The sequence below is a fragment of the Cardiobacterium sp. genome, assembly GCF_057314735.1.
This window is the reverse complement of the sequence record NZ_DBHKZK010000055.1, coordinates 1-18432: the sequence shown is the minus strand read 5'-3', so window position 1 is coordinate 18432 and position 18432 is coordinate 1. Positions and strand designations below refer to the sequence as shown.

Genomic DNA, 18432 nt, shown 5'->3' with positions numbered 1-18432 from the left:
CTCCTAGTGGGCAACGGCGGCGGCGCCGTGTTCGTCGATGAGGTGGCCGCTGTTGAAGCGCGCGAGCGCAAAGGGGCGGGCGAGCGGGTGCGGTTCGTCGTGGGCGATGGTGTGGGCGAAGACGTTGCCAGAGCCGGGGGTTGCCTTGAAGCCGCCCGTTCCCCAGCCGCAGTTGAGGTAGAAGCCTTGTATCGGGGTTTTGCCGATGATGGGGCTGGCATCCGGGGTGGTATCGACGATGCCGCCCCATTGGCGGTTCATGCGCACGCGCGAAAGCGAGGGGAACATTTCGACGATGGCAGCGGCGGTGTGCTCAATGATGTGTTCGCTGCCGCGCTGGCCGTAGCCAGTGTAGCTGTCGATGCCGGCGCCGATGACGTATTCGCCTTTGTCGGATTGGCTGATGTAGCCATGCACGGCGTTGGACATGATGACGCTGTCTATGGAGCGGGTCATGGATTCGGAGACGAAGGCTTGCAGCGGGTGGCTTTCCAGCGGCAGGCGCAAGCCCGCCATGCCTGCCAACACGCCAGAATGGCCGGCGACAACGCAGCCGACGCGGTCGGCTTTGACGTAGCCTTGCGAGGTTTGTACGCCACGGATGCGCCCGCCTTCGATGTCCAGCCCGGTTACTTCGCAGTTTTCGACTAAATCAACGCCAAGGTTGCTGGCGGCGCGGGCAAAGCCGCGCGCCACCGCATCGTGGTGGGCGATGCCGCCGCGCGGCTGGAAGCTCGCACCCATCACCGGGTAACGGGCGCGGCTTGAGCAGTCGAGCAGCGGGATGCGTTCTTTGAGCGTTTTTGCGTCCACTACTTCCACATCCACCCCTTGCAGGATGTTGGCGTTGGCGCGGCGTTCGATGTCGCGCATGTCTTGCAGGGTGTGGCCGAGGTTATAGACGCCGCGCTGGCTGAACAGCACGTTGAAGTTGAGGTCGGCGGTCAGCCCTTCCCACAATTTCAGCGAATGCTCAAACAGCGCCGCCGCCTCGCTCCAAAGATAATTAGAGCGGACGATGGTGGTGTTGCGCGCGGTGTTGCCGCCGCCGAGCCAGCCGCGTTCCAGCACGGCAATGCGGCCGGGGCGGTGTTCTTTCGCCAGATAGTAGGCGGTGGCAAGCCCATGTCCGCCGCCGCCGATGATGACGACGTCGTAGCTGTCGGCAAGTGTCGCGCGGCGATAGGCGGGCTGCCAGTCGCGGTTGTGGCGCAGACCGTGTTTGAAAAGACTCCACCAAGAGTAGCGTTCAAAGTGCATATAACCTCCACTTACACCATGTAATCATCAACTTCGTCGGCGATTTCTTCCATGTCCTCATCGGCGAGGGTTTGCGGGCCGCGCGGGTCAAGCGGCGTAAACCAGCCAAACGCCGCATAAATCAGGCCAATCAGCGGCGACAGCCAGCAGAACAGCGCGAACGGCGCATAAATAAACGTACTCAGGCCGAGAGTGGCGGTGACGAACGCGCCGCCGTTGTTCCAGGGAATGAGCGGCGAGACCAGCGTGCCCCAGTCCTCCAGCGTGCGCGACAAAATGGCGCGGTCGTAGCCCATCTCGGCGAACTTGCCCTTCATCAGGCGGCCGGGCAACACCAGCGACGTATAAATCTCGCCCGCGACCAGCCCGACAATCAGCACCGCGCTGGCAGCAGTCGCCACCAGCGAAAACCGCGAACGAATCAGCACATTGAGCTTGGCGAGAATCGCGCGGAACGTGCCGTAGGCTTCCAGACAGCCGACAAAGGCGAGCGACAGCATCATCATCGTAATCACCCAGGTCATCGACATAATCCCGCCCTTGGACAGAAGCTTGTCCATCGCCTCCTGCCCGGTGTGCGCCTTAAAGCCGTTCATCAAAATATCCGAGACCGCGCTCAACTTCACGCCCTGATAAACCACGGCGAGCAGCACCGCGAGAAAAATCCCGGTGCAAAGCGTCCCCATCACCGAATACTTACGGAAACCCATGAAAATGACCACCGCCGCCGGAATCAGCGTAATCCAGCCAATCCTGAAATGATCCATCATCAACTGGCGGAACAGCTCGCGCGTGGCGAGCGACCCCTCGCCCGCATCACCGCCATAATGCAGACTCACCAGCGCGTACACCACGATAGTAATCGCATACGCGGGAATCGTATTGGGCAGCATCGCCTTGATATGCGACCAAATATCCGTACCGGCGACCGCGGGCGACAAATTCGTCGTATCCGACAGCGGCGACATCTTGTCGCCGAAAAACGAGCCCGAACAAATCGCGCCGACCGTCCAGTGCATCGGCACGCCGAGCGCCTCGCCAATGCCGACCATGGCAAGGCCGACCGTGCCGACCGTACCCCAGGAAGTCCCGGTGGCGAGCGAGACCACCGTCGTCAAAATACAAGTGGCGGGCAAAAACACCGTCGGCTTCAAAATCGACAGCCCATACACCAGCACCGTCTGCACCGTGCCGGCGGCGATGGAAGCGGCAATCATCATGCCGACGCAGAGAATAATCACCGTGGTGGGCAGCGCGACCTTCATCACGCGGTACATATGCTGCTCCATGCCCGCCCACTTGCGCCCCTTGAGCGCCATAAACATGCCGGTGATACAAATGCCGATGACCAGCGGCACGTGCGGCGTGTAATCCTTGAAAACGAAGAACTGCACCATGAGCAGCGCGACCGTCAGCAAGAGCGGCGCAAGCTCAAACCAAAACGGATAATGGTCGCGGTTTTTGAACTGACTGAACATACTTCCTCCCGAAAACAGAAATTGAAGCGGAGAAAGCGGCAAACAGGCGGCATTCCCCGCGCGGGAATGCCGAAAGCGATGCGGTCTGGGAAACGGACGGGGTCAGAACCGCATGGCAGAAGACACCCCCACAGTCACTTCATGCAAAGGCTGAAGCGACCTTAACTGCATCATGCATTAACTCGACGTTACAATCAACCGTGGAAAAGAAAAAAACGCGTAAATCCACTCAAAAATACAAAAAATCACAGTTTTCAGGTTGGATTAGCGCGGTACGAGCAACTGGAACCGCTCGCGTAGCGGGAGAGACCCAACAAGCCAAATGCCGGACAGCCATCCATCGAAAGTTTCAGACAAGGCGCGTCGCCGAAGACAGTACGCGGTTGTACGGCGCGGGTTTCCCTAAAAAATGGCTTCGCCATTTTTTAGGGTGCCCGGTCAGGCGGCGCAACACAGTATGAGGCTTTCGGTGGATGGCTATGGTTCGGGCGGTTACGGACTTCGTCCTAACCGCCCCTACGTTTTGCGGGTGATTGGCGTGGATTGTCATACACCCTCACAACAACGCCCTCCGGCGGGAGGGCGTTGTCGCGGCGGGTTTATTTGAACTCGTAGCGCACCGTCGCCATCACGCTGCGCTCCGCGCCGGGGATGTTGAAGGTGTTGGTGCTGCCGACGCGGGTGTAGTACTTGCGGTCGAAGAGGTTGTCCACGTTCAGTTGCAGTTTGAGTTGCGGGGTGATGCGGTACGCCGCCATCGCGTCCACCGTCGCATAGCCGCCGCCGCGCACGCCCTGCGAGCTACGGATGCCGCTCATCGCGTTCACCCCGCCGCCAACGGTGATGTCGTCGGTGATGTCGTAGGTCGTCCACAGGTTGGCGCTGTGGCGCGGCATGAGGAGGAAGATGCCGTCGTCGCGCGTGGTCGCCGCCCGTTTGATTTTCGGGCTCAAATAGCTGTAGCCCGCATGGATGCTCCAGCGGTCCGTGAGCGCGCCGCTCGCTTCCAGCTCCACCCCCTGCATGACGCGCTTGCCGAGCGCGGTGTAGTGGTTGTTGTCGCCGGCGATGCTGGCGGCGGCGTTTTTGTCTTGCAGGCGGTAGAGGCTGACGCGGGTGTTGAGGCGGTCGCCGAGGTAGCTGCCTTTGTGACCGATTTCGATTTGGTCGCCCCGGCGCGGTTTGAGCAGGCGGCCATTGCGGTCAATCGCGGTTTGCGGGCGGTAAAGCGAGCTGTAGCTGGCGTAGAGGCTGTCGGTTTTGCTGAAGTCCCAGACGACGCCCGCGTAGCCGGTAATTGGCGTGCCGTTGCGTTTTTCTTTGGCGGTGCCATCGCCGCTCTGGATTTGGTAATGGCCGATGCGGCCACCGCCGATGAGCGAGAGGTTTTCCAGCGGGCGGACGACGAGTTTTCCGTAAACGCCTGCTTCGTCGAGGGTTTCTTCGTCAAGGGTGCGGGCATAGCCGCGTGCGCCCGCGCGGGCGTTGCCGAGGATGTTGGTGTAGGACAGGCCGCCGAGAGTGCGGTAGTCGCGGGCGGCACCGAGCGCGCGCGCCCGGCCTTGTTCGTTGCTGGTTTTGAAGTGGTTGTAGTCGGCACCAACGACGTATTCGTTGCGCATCGCGCCCCAGTTGAAAGGCTGGCTGTAGCTGGCGTCAAAGGCGAGCGCTTTTTGTTTGATGTTGGTGCCGAGTCCGGTCGGCGTCACCTGTATTGGTCATCGAGCGCGCTGCCGGCGAAGGCGTAGTTCGATTCGGCGTCGCGGTCGCTGTAGCGCAGGCCGATTTTGCCGTAGGCACCGTTGGCAAAGTAGCGGTCAAGGTCGGCGAAGGCGTCGTGGCTCTGCATTTCAAAGTGGTTCCAGTTGGCCCGGTGAAGCTCTTTTGCGGCAGGGGCAGCAGTTTGCCGTTTTTGTAGGCGGGCAGGCCGTTGTCCGGGGTGATGTGGCGCTGCTGGTAGAGGTAGCCGACGCCTGCGGTGGTGTCCGGACCGATGTCCCAGTCCAGCGCGGCGTAGGCGATTTCGTGGTGGTTGTTTTGCTTCGCCGGTTTGGGCGATTTGCCTGCTGGTCTCGGCGAGGACGCGGCCGCGCACGGTGCCGCTCTGGTTCAGTTTGCCGGAGACGTCGCCGCCCAGTTTGTATTGTTTGTCGGTGCCGTAGCCCGCGTTGGCGCTGGCGGCGAAGCTGTCGCCGGGACATTTGCGCACCAAATTCACAATGCCGCCCATTTCGCCGCTGCTATCAAAGAGGCCGCCGGGGCCGCGCATGACTTCGACGCGGTCAAAGGCGGCGAGGTTGGGCAGGGTACCGTTGATGCTCTGCATCTGCACGGGCAGGCCATCGACGTTGTATTCGTCGTATTCGTAGCCGCGCGCATAGACGGAGGAGCGGCCATCGTCGTTGGACAACACGCGCAGGCCGGGGGTTTTGCGCGCGAGCTGGTCCAGCGTTTCGACGTTGCGGTCCTTGATTTGCTGGTTGGTGACGATGCTGATGGATTGCGGGATTTCGCGCGGCGTCGCCGGGATTTTGGTGCCGACGGTGGCGGCAAAGGCACTGTAATCGCGGCTGTTTTCGGTGGCGTCGGCGCTGTAGCCGCGCTGGGTTTTGATGAAGATGGTGTCTAGTGTTTCGCTGTCATCGGCAGCAATGGCGGCGGCGAGCAGGTTGCGGGGGTGCATGAAGGCTCCTTGTGGTTGATGAGAATCCGTAGCATTTTAATGAATTGCCGGGGGTTAATGAAGCGGCTTCCCGCCACCCGCCTTGTCCACTACCGCACCACCACCCGCACCTTGCGGTAGCCCGCGACCGGATACTGCGCAAAGGCACAGGGCTCAGGGTCGGCGGCATCGAGTGCGATGTCTGCCGTGCCGGACAGCAGCTCCTCCATCAGCAGCCGCAATTCAAGACGGGCGAGCGGCGCGCCGGGGCAGGCGTGAATGCCCGCGCCGTAAACGAGGTTGGCGCCCTGGTCGCGTTCGGGGCGGTAGGCGAGCGCATCGGCGAAGGCGGCTTCGTCGCGGTTCACGCTTGCCCAGTTCAGCGTCACCCGGCTGCCCGCGGGCAGGGTGCGACCGCCCACCGTCACCGGGCAGGTGGTGATGCGGCGGTTGCTCACCAGCGGGTCTTCGAGGCGCATGATTTCCTCAACGGCGGCGGGAATGGCGGCGCTGTCCGCGCGCAACCGCGCCTGTTCCGCCGGATGTGCGGCGAGGAAGCGCACGATAATGCCCGCGGCGGCGGAGACGGTAGAAAGCTCGCCCACCGTCCAGTTGCGGATGAGCGAAATCAGCTCGGCTTCCGTCATGAGGCGGTCGCCGTCGGGCAGATGCACCACGTCGTGCAGCAGTTCGCTGGTGATGTCATCCGTTGCCGACGCGCGCCGCTCCTGCAACAGGGCGCGGATATAGTGGTCAAATTCGAGGGCAACGGCGGAGATTTCCGCGCGGTCGCCGCGCAGCGTGGCACGGCGGTTCTTCTCAATCCACGCCGTCAGCGGCGCTTCCAGCGAATCCGGCCAGCCCATAAAGGCATTCTGGATGCGCATCGCGTAGCGCTGGGCGAAGCCGTCCATCACGTCCACCGCCTGCCCGCGCGGCAGGGCGGCGACCAAATCGCGGATGATGGCGCGGAAACGGGGCGCAAAAGCCGCCATCCGCTGCGGCGTGTAGTACTTGTCGTTGATAGCGCGGAAGGCAGTATGCTCCGGCGCGTCCATGCCACTCGGCACGGCAACGTGGCGGGTGGAAACGCGGCTGGAGAACAGCTCCGGATGCTCAAGCGCGTAGCGCACATCTTCGTGACGGAAGAGGGTGTAGCCGAGATAATCGTCGTGCGCCACCGGACAACGCGCGCGCATCGCGTCGTAGGCGGCGAGCTGGTCGCGTTGTACGGCGGGATCGCGCGAATCCCAGTCGTTTTTTTCAGGTGCGGTCATGATGATTTCCTGGATGATGCGTGAAGGCGGCTACTTTACGCCGCCGCCCGCACCGTGTCCTTGACCTGCATTACAGCACGCCATTTGTGGCAGTCCCCGCTTTTATAGCCGTCCTGCCGGAACACCCATAAAAAAACCGCCCAGATAGGGCGGTTTTTCGCGGATAGCGCGGCGGTTAGAGGCGCATCGGCATGATGACGTAACGCACGCCTTCGTCTTCGCTGCTGGTAATCAGGCAGGGGCTGCTGCTGTCGGCGATGTGCAGTTGCACGTTGTCGCCGTTGATGGTGCTGATGGCATCGATGAGGTAGTTGATGTTCAGCGCCACTTCCAGTTGCAGCGCCTGCGGGTTGATGATGTCCAGCGCTTCGTCGGCAGTTTCGTTTTCAAGGTTGCGCGCCGCCAGTTGCAGTTTGGCGTCGGAGAAGGTGAGGCGGATGCCGTCGTGGCGGTCAAGCAGCAGTACTTTGGCGCGTTGCAGCGATTCGAGGAAGGCCTGGCGCGAGACCAGTACCGGGGTTTCCTGTACCGGCGGCAACACTTGTTCGTAGTTGGGGAAGGTGCCGTCGATCAGTTGGCTGGTGAGGCGGTAGCCGCCCAGGGTCAGGCTGAGCTGGCGTTCGCCGAGGTTGAGTACCACCGGCTGGCTGACGCGACCGAGGAGCTTGATCAGCTCGCTCACGCCTTTTTTCGGCACGATGAGGTTGGTCATCGGCGCGGGCGACGGCAGGGAGCTGCGCGCGCAGGAGAGGCGGTGGCCGTCGGTGCTGACCGCGTGGATGGCGTTGCCGTCTTCGACGATGTTGAGGTACATCCCGTTCAGGTAGTAGCGCACGTCTTCGCTTGCCATCGAGAAGCGCACTTTTTGCATGATGTCGTGCAGGGCGCGGCTGTCGCTTTCGATGCGCCGATCCATGTCGGCTTCGGCCAGCGCCGGGAAGTCTTCGGCGGGAAGCGTCGCAATGCGGAAGACGCTGCCTGCGGCCTTGACCAGCAGTTGTTCTTTTTCCAGCGAGCAATAGACGGTCGCCTGTGCCGGCAGGTGACGGACGACGTCCAGCAGTTTGGCGGCGGGGACGGTGATGGCGCCTTCTTCTTTGATGTCCAGCTCGTTCAGCAGTATTTGCAGCGTGACTTCGGTGTCGGTGCCCTTGAGCAGCAAATGTTCGCCGCTGGTCTGCAACAGCGCATGGCTGAGAATGGGCTTGGTGGTTTTCCGTGCCACGATGCTGCTGATGTCTGCCAGCGGTTCGAGGAACTTCTCTTTCACAATGCTGAATTTCATAGATAACCTCTTTATTTAAATTCGTCGTCGTAGTCGTGTCTGTGAATATGTGGGCAAACGACCTGACTGCCTGTAGTGTAAAGGAAAATTGCGGGGATGACATGGGGAAAAATGGTGGACAACCCGGTGGACAGGGTGTGGACAAATCCGGCGGGCGCAGGCGGCAAAAGTTATCCCCCGTTTGTCCGCAAGATTATCCACAACTTGTCCACGTCCCGTTGGGGTGAGCGGCTACGCCGTGATGATGGTGCGGATGTTGTCATACTCTTCGCGGAAACGCGGCTCGCTTTGCCGCCGTTTTTCCATGTTTTCCACGGCGTGCATCACCGTGCTGTGGTCTTTGCGCTGGTATGCCTGGGCGATGGCCTTGAGCGAGAGGTCGGTCAGTTCGCGCGTCAGCGCCATTGCCAGCATTCGCGGCTCGGCGAAGGTTTTTTTGCGGCTGCGCGAGAGCAGCTCGTCCGCGCTGATGGCGTAGTACTGCGCCACCACCCGCAGGATGTTTTCGACGCTGGTCTGTTTTTTCTGCGCCTGCAACAGGTCGGCCAGCGCGCTTTGCGCGACGGCGAGGGTCGCCGGGGCGTCGTTTTTGAGGACGCGGCACTGGAAGATGAGTTTTTTCAGCGCGCCTTCGAGGTCGCGCACGTTGGATTCGACGTGCTCGGCGATGAAGTAGGCGACTTCGTCCGGCAGGGTGAAGTTTTGTTCTTTCGCCTTGCTTTTCAGGATGGCGAAGCGTGTTTCCGGTTCGGGGGTGCGGATGGATACCGACAGCCCCGCGCCGAAGCGCGATTTCAGCCGCGCCTGCAAGCCTTCGATTTCTTTCGGGTAACGGTCGCAGGTCATGACAATCTGCCGCTTCTTGTCAATCAGCTCGTTGAAGGTGTGGAAAAATTCTGCCTGCGACTGCTCCTTGCCGCCCAAAAACTGCACGTCGTCAATCAAGAGCGCATCGACGCTGCGCAGCCGCTTGGAGAAGGCGCGCTGCGATTTGCCGGAAATGGCGGCGACGAACTCGTTCACAAACTGTTCGGCGTTCATGTACATCACTGCGGCGCGGCCATTGCGGCGCAGCGCGTTGCCGGCGGCGTGCATCAGGTGCGATTTGCCGAGGCCGGTGCCGCCGTAGATGAGCAGCGGGTTGCTGTCGGCGAGGAAGGCACCGCTGGAGACGCGCTCGGCGGCGGCGAAGGCTTCGTGGTTGGAGGGAGCTTCGACGAAGTTGTGAAACTGGTAGTCGCTGATGAGGTTGCTTTCAAACGGCGCCGGGGTGGAGGCGTCGCTGACGAAGAGGTCGGGCGTGCTTGCCACTTCCACTTTGACTTTTTTGATGCCCTTGTTGCCGAGGAACATTTGCAGCGCGTCAAAGAGCGAGGCGCGGATTTGCTCGCAGGCGAATTTGTTTGGCGCCAGCAGTATCCATTCTTTCTCGCTTTTGGTCTTGAGGGTGAGCGAGCCGAGGACGAGGTTGTCTTCCTTGGAGCATAGCGGCGCCATCATGTCGAGCACGCTTTGCCAGAGCAGCAGCGCCTGGCCGTAGTATTGCGATTCAGCGGCCATGGGCAAACCTTGCCCGCAGCGCGGCGTCCAGCAGGGTGAAGGTGCGTTCAAAATCGGCCAGTTCGCCGTAGTAGGGGTCGGGCAGCTCCGCGCCGGGGTTGTCCGGCAGGGTATCGAGCATGAAGCCGATTTTGGCGCAGGCGTCGTCATCGGGGGCGATGGCGCTGAGGTAGCGGTAATGGCTGCGGTCGGCGACGAGGATTTCGTCAAAGAGGTAGAAGTCTTCGGGGAGGAAGACCCGCGCGCGCAGGTCGTCAATCGCCATGTTGTGCGCGCGCATGACGCGGCGGGCGCGCGCGTCGGGAGGACTGTCGGGGTGGTAGTCGTGGGTGGCGGCGGAATCGACGGTGATGTCGTCGCGTTTTGCCGCGCGGAGTAGCGCACGGGCGATGCCTTCCGCCATCGGCGAGCGGCAGATGTTGCCGGTGCAGACCATCAGTATTTTCATGTTTTTCAAGGTGTTGGGTTAGATGCGGTGCAGCAGTTTAGCATAGCTGCCGCCACGGGCGAGCAGTTCGTCGTGGCTGCCGCTTTCGACGATTTTGCCTTTTTCCAGCACAACGATGCGGTCGGCGTTGCGGATGGTGGAGAGGCGGTGGGCGATGATGATGGCGGTGCGGTTGGCACGCAGCCGCTCAATCGCTTCCTGCACTTTCGCCTCGCTGTGGTTGTCCAGCGCCGAGGTCGCTTCGTCCAGTATCAGGATGGGCGCGTCCTTGTAGAGGGCGCGGGCGATGGCGATGCGCTGCTTCTGCCCGCCGGAGAGCCGCCCGCCCTGTTGCCCGGTGTTTTCGTCGTAACCGTGCGGCAGTTTGGCGATGAAATCGGCGGCGTTGGCGGATTCTGCCGCGAGCCGCACTTTGGCGGCGTCCGGCGCCGGGTCGGCATAGGCGATGTTGGCGGCGATGCTGGTCGAGAACAGCACCGTGTCCTGCGAGACGAAGGCGATGGCGCGGCGGCGGTCGGCAAGGCTGACGTCGGCGAGGTCGTGGCCGTCAATGTAAATCGCCCCCGCCGTCGGCGGGTAAAAGCCGGCGAGCAGCGCGGCGATGGTTGATTTGCCGCTGCCGGACTCGCCGATGAGGGCGACGGTTTCCCCGGCGCGGATGTGCAGGCTGAAATGTTCCAGCACCGGCTGCTCCGGGTAGGCGAAGCTGACGTCGCGGAATTCGATTTCGCCACGGGTAAGCGATACCGGCGGCAGGGCGGGTTGCGGCTCGGTTGGCGCATCAAGAAAATCGAAGATGCTTTGCGCCGCCGCCAGCCCGCGCTGGATGGGCTCGTTCAGTTTGCCCATGCGCTTGATCGGCGGGAAGAGCAGCGCCATCGTGCCGAGGAAGGAGACGAAGACGCCGGTGGTCATCTGCGCCGGGGCGCTGCGCGCCTTCCACGCGAACAGGATGATGACGGTGCAGAGCGCGGCGATGATGGTCATCTCCACCACCGGCGAGGCGCTGGCGGCGATTTTGGTCGATTTCACCGCGTGAAAGCGCACCGCCTCCGCCTGCTGCGCAAAGCGCGCGTATTCGTAGTCCTGGCCGTTGTAAATGCGGACAATCGCCCGGCCGCGCAGGCTTTCATCGACGACATGGTTCATGCCGCTCATGTCTTCCTGCATCGCCCGTGCCATCGTCCGCAGTTTCCTTGAGACGTGGACGATGATATAGGCCAGCACTGGCGCAACAACAAACAGCAGCAGTGTCATCTTCCAGTCCAGATAAAAGAGGAAGACGGTGAGGGCGGCGATGGTGACGGTTTCGCGCAGGAGAATGGCGACAGCGTCGGTGCTGGCCGCCATCAGTTGCAGCGCGTCATAGGTGAAACGCGAGACGATGCTGCCGGCGCTGTTCTCGTCAAAATAGCGCATCGGCAGGCGCAGCAACTGCGCGAACATCCGCCCGCGCAGCGTGTAAACCACCTGTTGCGCCAGCCAGTTCATGCTGCACGTCGCGGTATAGCTCGCAGCTCCCCTGAGCATGAAGCCGAAAAACAGCAAGGCGGTTAAGCCATAAACGGTGCGCATATCGCCCTCGGCAAAGCCGCCATCGACCAGCGGTTGCAGCACGAACGGTACCAGCGGCTCGGTCAGGCCGTAGAGAATCGTGCCGCCGGCGGCGAGCAGCACCACCTTCCAATGCGGACGGATGTAGGCGAGCAGGCGCAGATAGCGGGCGCGGTCGTCGCGGTTAAACATCGGGGCGTCCTTCGCCGCGCAGCGCGGCAACAATCAGGCAAAGCGGCAACACAAAAAAGAGCAGGCCGCTGTTGTGGCTGAACAGCGCCGCCTGGGTCAGGCTGAAGCCGCTGTAAAGCAGCACCTGCGCCCGCCCGGCGAGACGCAGCGCGGCGGCATCGGGCGAATCGCGCTCCTCACCACGGCGGTAAAGCACGAGCGGCCAGACGAACAAAAACAGCAATACCGCAAGCCCCACCAGACCGCGCCGGGCGAAGGCATCGAGAAACTCGTTGTGCAGATGGCCGAAGGCGGCGAGGTCGGCGGCGGCGTGCCAGCTGTCCTTGTCCGCCTGTAACTGCGCCGTACCCGCGCCGAAGAGCGGATAGCGGCTGCCCTCCTGCCAGGCGAAACGCCACATCTCAAAACGCGCGCCGATGGACGTATCCGCCTTGCCTTCCTGGTAAAGGGCGATGTCGTGTTGCGCCTCGGCCAGCCGCTCTTCAATCACCTCAATATTGGCGAGCCAGAACAGCGGCGCGGCGATGGCGACAATTACCGCCGACAGGGCGACGCTGCGCGCGCGGAAATGACGGCGGCGTAGCGACAGCAGGCCGAGGAAGACGAGCGCCCAGGCGAGGGCGAAAAAACTGCCGCGCGTCTGCGACAGAAAGGCCGTATAAACCCCGGCGGCGGCACCGGCGAGCGTCAGCAGCAGTTGCCAGCCGCGCGGGCGGGCGCGCAGACTGCACGCGGTGATGAGGGCGAGCAGCATCGCCAGATTGCCGAGCTGAATCGGATGGAGAAAGCGGGCGGCGCGACCATAGGGCAACGCTTCCGGGGCAAAGGTCGCATACCCCCACGCCACCGCCAGACCGAGCAACGCGCCGCAGGCCGCCCCCGCCCAAATGGCGCGCCCCTTCGGCGGCACGGTGGCGACAAAATAAAGCACGAGCGGCGTAGCCAAAAACTTCAGCGGCAAATCTAGCCCGCGCAGACCGCTGCCGGAGCGGATGACATCAAACAGCGCCAGCAGCCCGGCGGCGACAAACCCCCCGGCGAGCCAGCGCAAGCCCGCATCGCGCGGGCGGGCGCGCCACCACACGGGCAGCGTCGTCAGCGCCGCCACGAGCAGCAGCGCCGCGCCGTAGCTGTAGCCGCTTTTCAGGGCGAGGCTCAAGGCAAAAAACAAAAACGTCGCGCCATTAACCAATAGCTTCAGCCAAACCTTCATGACTTCCTCTCACGCCGCGCGAGGCAGGCGAGCATCAAATACTTGTTGAAATTATAAAAAGCCGAGCTGGCGGCGAGAAAAAAGCCGTAGCGCCCGGCAAAGAGCGTGCGGTGGACAAAATACTCGCGGCAGAAAGCGACGGCAGCGCGCAGCGGCAACGCCCACAGCGACGGCGGTTTCCGCCCGCCTGCCGCCTTCTCCTGCGCCCAGTCGTGGCTGTAGCGCAAATTCTTGCGGATGAAATGGGCGAGATTGTCGCTGGTGAAATGCAGCAAATCGCCGGGCAGACGCACCACCGCCGCCGCGCCGCGCGCCAGCGACTCATGCACCTCATACGGGTGATACTGAAAAAAGGCGCGGCCATAGAGGCGGGGAATATGATCGCGATAACGCGCGTTCACCGCCGTGCCGCAGAAAATATTGCTGCGCGAGACGGCATACACCGTATCCGGCGACGGCGGCGATTGCAGCACCGCACGGATGGCCGCCTTCAGCGTCGCATCCGGCTGCTCGTCCGCATCCAGCATCAGCACAAAATCACCCTGCGCCAACGCTTGCGCCCGCTGCCGCTGCACGCCAAAACCGCGCCAGTCGCGGTTCTCGTACCAGCGCACGCCGAAGCGGGCGGCAATCGTCGCGCTGTTGTCGCTACTGCCCGAATCCAGAATCACAATCTCGTCCGCCAAATCGCGCACCGCGGCGAGACAGGCGGGCAAATGCCGCGCCTCATTCTTGACAATCATCACCACACTGAGCGGATGCGGATTCCGCCCCGGCGGCGGCACCGCCAGCGGCAGCGCGCGCGCATTGACCGCGTGCGGCTGAAAATCATCGGCATAACTCTGCGGCCGCGCATTGCGGTCGCAGAGCAGCGCGTACTTGTTGAACGTATATTGCGCAAAGAGCCAGGCATACACCCAGCCGCTACTGCCCCGGAGAAAACGGCCATCGGCGAGATACTGCTTGCAAAACGCCCACAGACTGCGCAGCCACACGCCAAACGGCGAAACGCGCTTGCCGCGCGCGTGCGCCTCGCGCGCCCAGGTGTCAGCGTAAGAAAAGCGCTTTTCCAGCCAGAACAGCGGCGTATCGGCCGTATGATGCTCCAGAAAACCGGGCAACACCCGCGTCCGCGCACCATCGAGCAGCAGCGACTCATGCACCGCATTGCTGTTGAACTGAAAACGGCGCGGATAAACGCGCCAATACGGCTTGCCGCGCCAGCGCGGATGATCAATGAAGCGGCCAAACACCAAATCCAGCCGCCGCACGCCATACACCGTATTGCCCGGCGTCTCGTCCTTGATGCGGGCGAGGGCGGCGAGCAGCGTGTCGTCCGGCACCTCGTCCGCGTCCAGCGCAAAAATCCAGTCGCCGGTGGCGAGCGCCTGCGCCCGCTGCCGCTGGATGCCATAGCCCTGCCAGTCGGTGTTCACAAACCAGCGCGCGCCGAACCAGTTGGCGACCGCCTCGCTGTCATCGGTACTGCCCGAATCCAGAATCACAATCTCGTCGGCGACGCGCGCCACCCGTGGCAAACAGCGGCGCAAATTCGCCGCCTCGTTCCGCACCATCAACACCACACTCAGCGTCGCCATATCACCCCCAAAAATCCGCCAGCCACGGCGCCGGGCGCACATGGCGATACCACTTGCCGCCACCGCCGGCAATGGCGGTGTCCGGGTTGATTTCACCGTGGAAAACCAAAATATCGCAGTCCGGGCGGCGCGGTGCGAGGAAAAACGACAACGGCAGCGGATAGAGCGCGTGATACTTGAAACTCTTGCACCAACTATCCGGCCAAAAACGCAGCGCCTCGCGCTCACGCAAAAACGCCGACAACCACGCCTGCTCATTGCGGAAATGGGCGCGGATGGAGAGGAAATTGGCGCGGAAGACATCGAGCAGCGTCGGCAACGCGCCCAGCTCAAAACGATAGACCGAACTGTTGCCGACACCGCGCCACGGGCGCTTCCAGTCGCGGATGATGAAGACGCTGTTGCGGTCGTCCGCCTCGTGGGTAAAGAAATGGTCGATATTGCGCAGAATGACCACGTCCAAATCCAAAAACAGCGCCGTGCCCCTGAGACCGTAGAGATCGGGCGCAAACGTCGTCAATTTGCGCCAACCGCGCTCCGGCAGACCGTCCGGCAAATCCAGCGGCGGAATCGGATGACACACCACGGCGGGGTCAATCCCGGCGGGGTCGTCGGTGAGACAAATCATGGTAAACGGCAACGATAACTGCCGCGACACCATGCGAAACAGACGGTTAACAAACTCGGCGGGATACTTCGTACCCCACTTCATGCAGAGAACATAACGGGCGGACATAAAAATAACGAGAAAAAACAGATTGATGAAAAAGCGGGCGCAGGCGGTAGTATAGCGGAAAGGCACAACCCGCCGCAGCGCATCAGTCTGCAGTAGCCATAGGGTGCGTCTCGGCGCACCGTCCTGAAGCTGCGCCGGTTATAGCCATCCACCGAAAGTTTCAGACAAGGCGCGTCGCCGAAGACAGTACGCTTTTGTACGGCGAGGCGACGCAACACAGTATGAGGCTTTCGGTGGATGGCTATACGAACTGCGCCTGCTACCGGCGGGCGTGTATCCGCATAAAAAACGTCGGCCAATGGCCGACCAAGAAAAATCAAAAAATTGCGGGGCGAAGCACTACGGCGCTGTTTGCAATTTGAATCCCCCTCCCCTGCGAAGCGGGGGAGGGGCGGGGTGGGGGTGTGAAAAATCGCGTAGCGACCGCATCCAAAACGAAATGTAAACAGCCCCTACGGCGCCGCGTCGCCATTGCCCGCTTCCGCCTCGCGTTTGGCGAGCAGGCGTTTGCCGATGTACAGCCCCGCTTCAAAGAGGATGAGCATCGGCACCGCCAGCAGCGTTTGCGAAATCGCATCCGGCGGGGTCAGCAGCATCCCGATGGTGAAGGCGGCGAGGATGATGTACGGGCGCTTTTGCGCAAGCGTTTCCGGGCGGACGAGACCGAGCATGATGAAGATGACCGTCGCCACCGGCACTTCAAACGCCGCGCCAAAAGCGATAAACATCGTCAGGCTGAGGTTCATGTACTGGGTGATGTCCGGCTTGTATTCCACCCCCTTGAGCTCAATGCCCGCCAAAAAGCTGAACAATATCGGCAGGATGATGAAATAGGCGAACAGCACGCCGGTATAAAAGAGGACGGTGGAGGAGATGAGGATGGGGCGCACCAGCCGCTTTTCGTGGCGGTACATCCCCGGCGCGACGAACGCCCACACCTGGTAGAGAATCCACGGGATGGTGAAGAGGCAGGCGAGGAAGAGGCAGACTTTGATTGGGGTGAGGAAAATGTCGATGCCGTCGTAGGCGAGCATGGTCTGGCCGGGCAGCATATTGTTCAAAACCGGCAGGGCGAAAGTCTCATAGACGCGGTTGCGGAACGGCAGCAGCAGCAGGAAAACGCCGCCGAGGGCGTAGATGATGCGCAACAGACGGGTGCGCAGCTCGATGAGGTGCTCAACGATGGGCATTTCCGGGTCGTCGTTTTCCGGGATGTTGGGGGTGTCGGTCATGGTGATTGCAGGATGGATGGGTTTCAGGGGGCATTTACATACACGATAGCGGGTAAGGTGTATGTAAATGATTTGTGCGCTACGCGGGGCGCATCCCGTTATTTTAACGGTCGTAGGGTGGGGCTTGCCCCACCGTTCAAACCGTCTGGGTGGGTTAAGCCCCGCTCTGCGTTTTTAGAGCCTGTTTGGAGTCTGCGGGTAAAAGCGAAATTCCCCTCCCCTGCAGGGCGAAGCCCGCAGCGGGCGGGTACCCACGCAAAATGCGTCCGCATTTTGCGTGGGGCCCGGGGGGAGGGTCAGGGTGGGGGTGAGCGATATGGCTCATGAACTGAAATTACTGTTCTTCAATGATTTTGCTGCCCTCACCCCAGCCCTCTCTCTTGCTTCGCAAGCAATGCTTGTCGCTGTGCGAGCTGTCCCAGTCCCAGAGGGAGAGGGGTTTATCCGCCGAATGGCAAACAGCGCCTAGGGGCTGTTTGCCATTCGTTTTGTATACCGTCGCTAACGCGGCTTGTTTGCTGCCCCCACCCCCGACCCTCCCCCACGGGGGAGGGGGTAGTTTGGTGGACGACCGCAGAGCGAAGCCCGCAACGGGGCGGGTTTGAATTGCAAACAACCCCTAGAGCCATCCACATGAGGCTTTCGGTGGATGGCTATACATACACGATAGCGGGAGCGGTGTATGTATGGCAATCCTCACAAAGCCCTGTATGGCGTTGCGCCGCCTCGCCGTACAAAGCGTACTGTCTTCGGCGGCGCGCCTTGTACGGAACTTTGTGAGTATCGCTATCTATAAATGGTAAAACGGGGGCGAACAGGGTATGCGTTATTTTGCCTGCTCACAACCCCGGCCAGCGCGCCTTGCGTTCGGCAGTAAACGCCCACCACGGCTGCGCCGCGCCGCCCTGGATAAAATCCACGAGCGACAACAGCACGTCCAGCACGCAGGGGTCGTGGCGCACGCCATCAAGACGGCAGAGTTCGTGGTAAAGCGCATAGGCGTCGCAGCCCGCCAAATCCTGCGGCTGATGGATGCCGAGGCGGTGCAAATCGGCGGCGGTCGCCTTGCCGACGTTGGGCAGATCGGTGAGTTCGCGCACCGCTTCACGTCGCACTTTTGCCGGGTGCATCAGCGCAGTTTTTCCAGGTAAGGATTGTGGGCGATTTCCCAAAGGAAGCCATCCGGGTCGCTGATGTAACCGCTGTAGCCGCCCCAAAACACCGCCTGCGGCGGTTTGACGATAGCGATACCTTGCGCGGCGAAGGCGGCAAAGAGCGCATCCACCGCTTCCCGTGAGGCGACGTTGTGCGCGAGGGTAAAGCGCGGGAAGCCGCTGCCGTCGGCGGCGACATTCGCATCGGCCGCCAGCGCTTCACGTGGAAACAGCGCCAGTATCAGCGCGCTACCCGCCTGAAAGAAGGCGATGTGATCGTTGCTGTCGCCGCGCTCCTGCCAGCCGAATATTTCACGGTAAAAGCGGCGCGAGGCGGCGAGGTCGGCAACGCCGAGGGTGATGTAGTTGAGGTGCTGGTTCATTGCAAAATTCCAGGTTGAGGCGGGCGGCGCGGGATGCAAGGCGCAACGAGAATAGCTTGTGCAGCGAGACACGCAGGCAATGCGGGCCGTCTTGCCAGGTTTGGCAATCCCGTACAGGGTTTTGCGAGTATTGCCATATCGGGTAGCCCGCCCCGCGATTGCCGTTTCCATGTTTGCAGATTCCGCGATAGCAATTATTACAGAAAAAACGCCGACAACCGTCGGCGTTTTTAATGGAAATCCCTTTGCAGCAGGGACAAGTTTTTAATTTTGAACGAAATCAAGATAATTCCCTCCCGTAGTCGCAATCCCTTTGAAGCAGGGGTAAGTTTTTGGTGGTGTCCTAACGGCAAATCCGGCAATAACAAGCAAAAATACCTGTGCAAGGACTGTGGCAGGC

13 protein-coding genes and 1 pseudogene are annotated in these 18432 nt (G+C 61.7%); all 14 read right to left on the bottom strand.

Going from position 1 to position 18432, the window contains the following annotated elements; translation table 11 throughout:
• Positions 1-3: 3 nt before the first annotated feature.
• A complete protein-coding gene (locus ACO54Z_RS07350) occupies positions 4-1260 on the bottom strand; it encodes a sarcosine oxidase subunit beta family protein (RefSeq protein WP_485996433.1) in 1257 nt (418 codons plus the stop codon).
• An 11-nt stretch (positions 1261-1271) separates the two neighbouring features.
• Positions 1272-2738: a Na+/H+ antiporter NhaC gene (gene nhaC, locus ACO54Z_RS07345; RefSeq protein WP_485996432.1), complete on the bottom strand. Its 1467-nt coding sequence runs from the start codon at positions 2736-2738 to the stop codon at positions 1272-1274.
• Positions 2739-3337: 599 nt separating this feature from the next.
• Positions 3338-5421 (bottom strand): annotated as a pseudogene (locus ACO54Z_RS07340) (TonB-dependent siderophore receptor).
• An 89-nt stretch (positions 5422-5510) separates the two neighbouring features.
• Positions 5511-6677 carry a cytochrome P450 gene (locus ACO54Z_RS07335; RefSeq protein ID WP_485996431.1) on the bottom strand — a complete coding sequence of 389 codons (1167 nt, stop codon included), beginning with the start codon at positions 6675-6677 and terminating at the stop codon, positions 5511-5513.
• A 175-nt stretch (positions 6678-6852) separates the two neighbouring features.
• Positions 6853-7962, bottom strand: coding sequence for a DNA polymerase III subunit beta (gene dnaN, locus ACO54Z_RS07330; protein WP_485996430.1), 1110 nt, complete (start codon positions 7960-7962; stop codon positions 6853-6855).
• Positions 7963-8193: 231 nt separating this feature from the next.
• Positions 8194-9522 carry a chromosomal replication initiator protein DnaA gene (gene dnaA, locus ACO54Z_RS07325; RefSeq protein WP_298079365.1) on the bottom strand — a complete coding sequence of 443 codons (1329 nt, stop codon included), beginning with the start codon at positions 9520-9522 and terminating at the stop codon, positions 8194-8196.
• Positions 9512-9970, bottom strand: a complete 459-nt coding sequence (locus ACO54Z_RS07320; RefSeq protein WP_485996429.1) for a low molecular weight protein-tyrosine-phosphatase — start codon at positions 9968-9970, stop codon at positions 9512-9514. Before ACO54Z_RS07320 ends, dnaA begins: the two co-directional genes overlap by 11 nt.
• A gap of 18 nt (positions 9971-9988) precedes the next feature.
• Positions 9989-11716, bottom strand: a complete 1728-nt coding sequence (gene msbA / locus ACO54Z_RS07315; protein ID WP_485996428.1) for a lipid A export permease/ATP-binding protein MsbA — start codon at positions 11714-11716, stop codon at positions 9989-9991.
• Positions 11709-12929: an O-antigen ligase family protein gene (locus tag ACO54Z_RS07310; RefSeq protein ID WP_485996427.1), complete on the bottom strand. Its 1221-nt coding sequence runs from the start codon at positions 12927-12929 to the stop codon at positions 11709-11711. Before ACO54Z_RS07310 ends, msbA begins: the two co-directional genes overlap by 8 nt.
• Positions 12926-14527, bottom strand: coding sequence for a glycosyltransferase family 2 protein (locus tag ACO54Z_RS07305; RefSeq protein ID WP_298080206.1), 1602 nt, complete (start codon positions 14525-14527; stop codon positions 12926-12928). The genes ACO54Z_RS07310 and ACO54Z_RS07305 overlap by 4 nt, the downstream gene beginning before the upstream one ends.
• 1 nt (position 14528) lies before the next feature.
• Positions 14529-15263, bottom strand: coding sequence for a glycosyltransferase (locus ACO54Z_RS07300; RefSeq protein ID WP_366916290.1), 735 nt, complete (start codon positions 15261-15263; stop codon positions 14529-14531).
• A gap of 452 nt (positions 15264-15715) precedes the next feature.
• Positions 15716-16495: a twin-arginine translocase subunit TatC gene (tatC, locus tag ACO54Z_RS07295; RefSeq protein ID WP_485996028.1), complete on the bottom strand. Its 780-nt coding sequence runs from the start codon at positions 16493-16495 to the stop codon at positions 15716-15718.
• 839 nt (positions 16496-17334) lie between these two features.
• Positions 17335-17625 (bottom strand): helix-hairpin-helix domain-containing protein, encoded by a 291-nt coding sequence (locus tag ACO54Z_RS07290; protein ID WP_485996426.1) that lies wholly within the window; start codon positions 17623-17625, stop codon positions 17335-17337.
• A complete protein-coding gene (locus ACO54Z_RS07285) occupies positions 17625-18032 on the bottom strand; it encodes a VOC family protein (RefSeq protein ID WP_485996425.1) in 408 nt (135 codons plus the stop codon). The genes ACO54Z_RS07290 and ACO54Z_RS07285 overlap by 1 nt, the downstream gene beginning before the upstream one ends.
• Between the last annotated feature and the right edge of the window lie 400 nt (positions 18033-18432).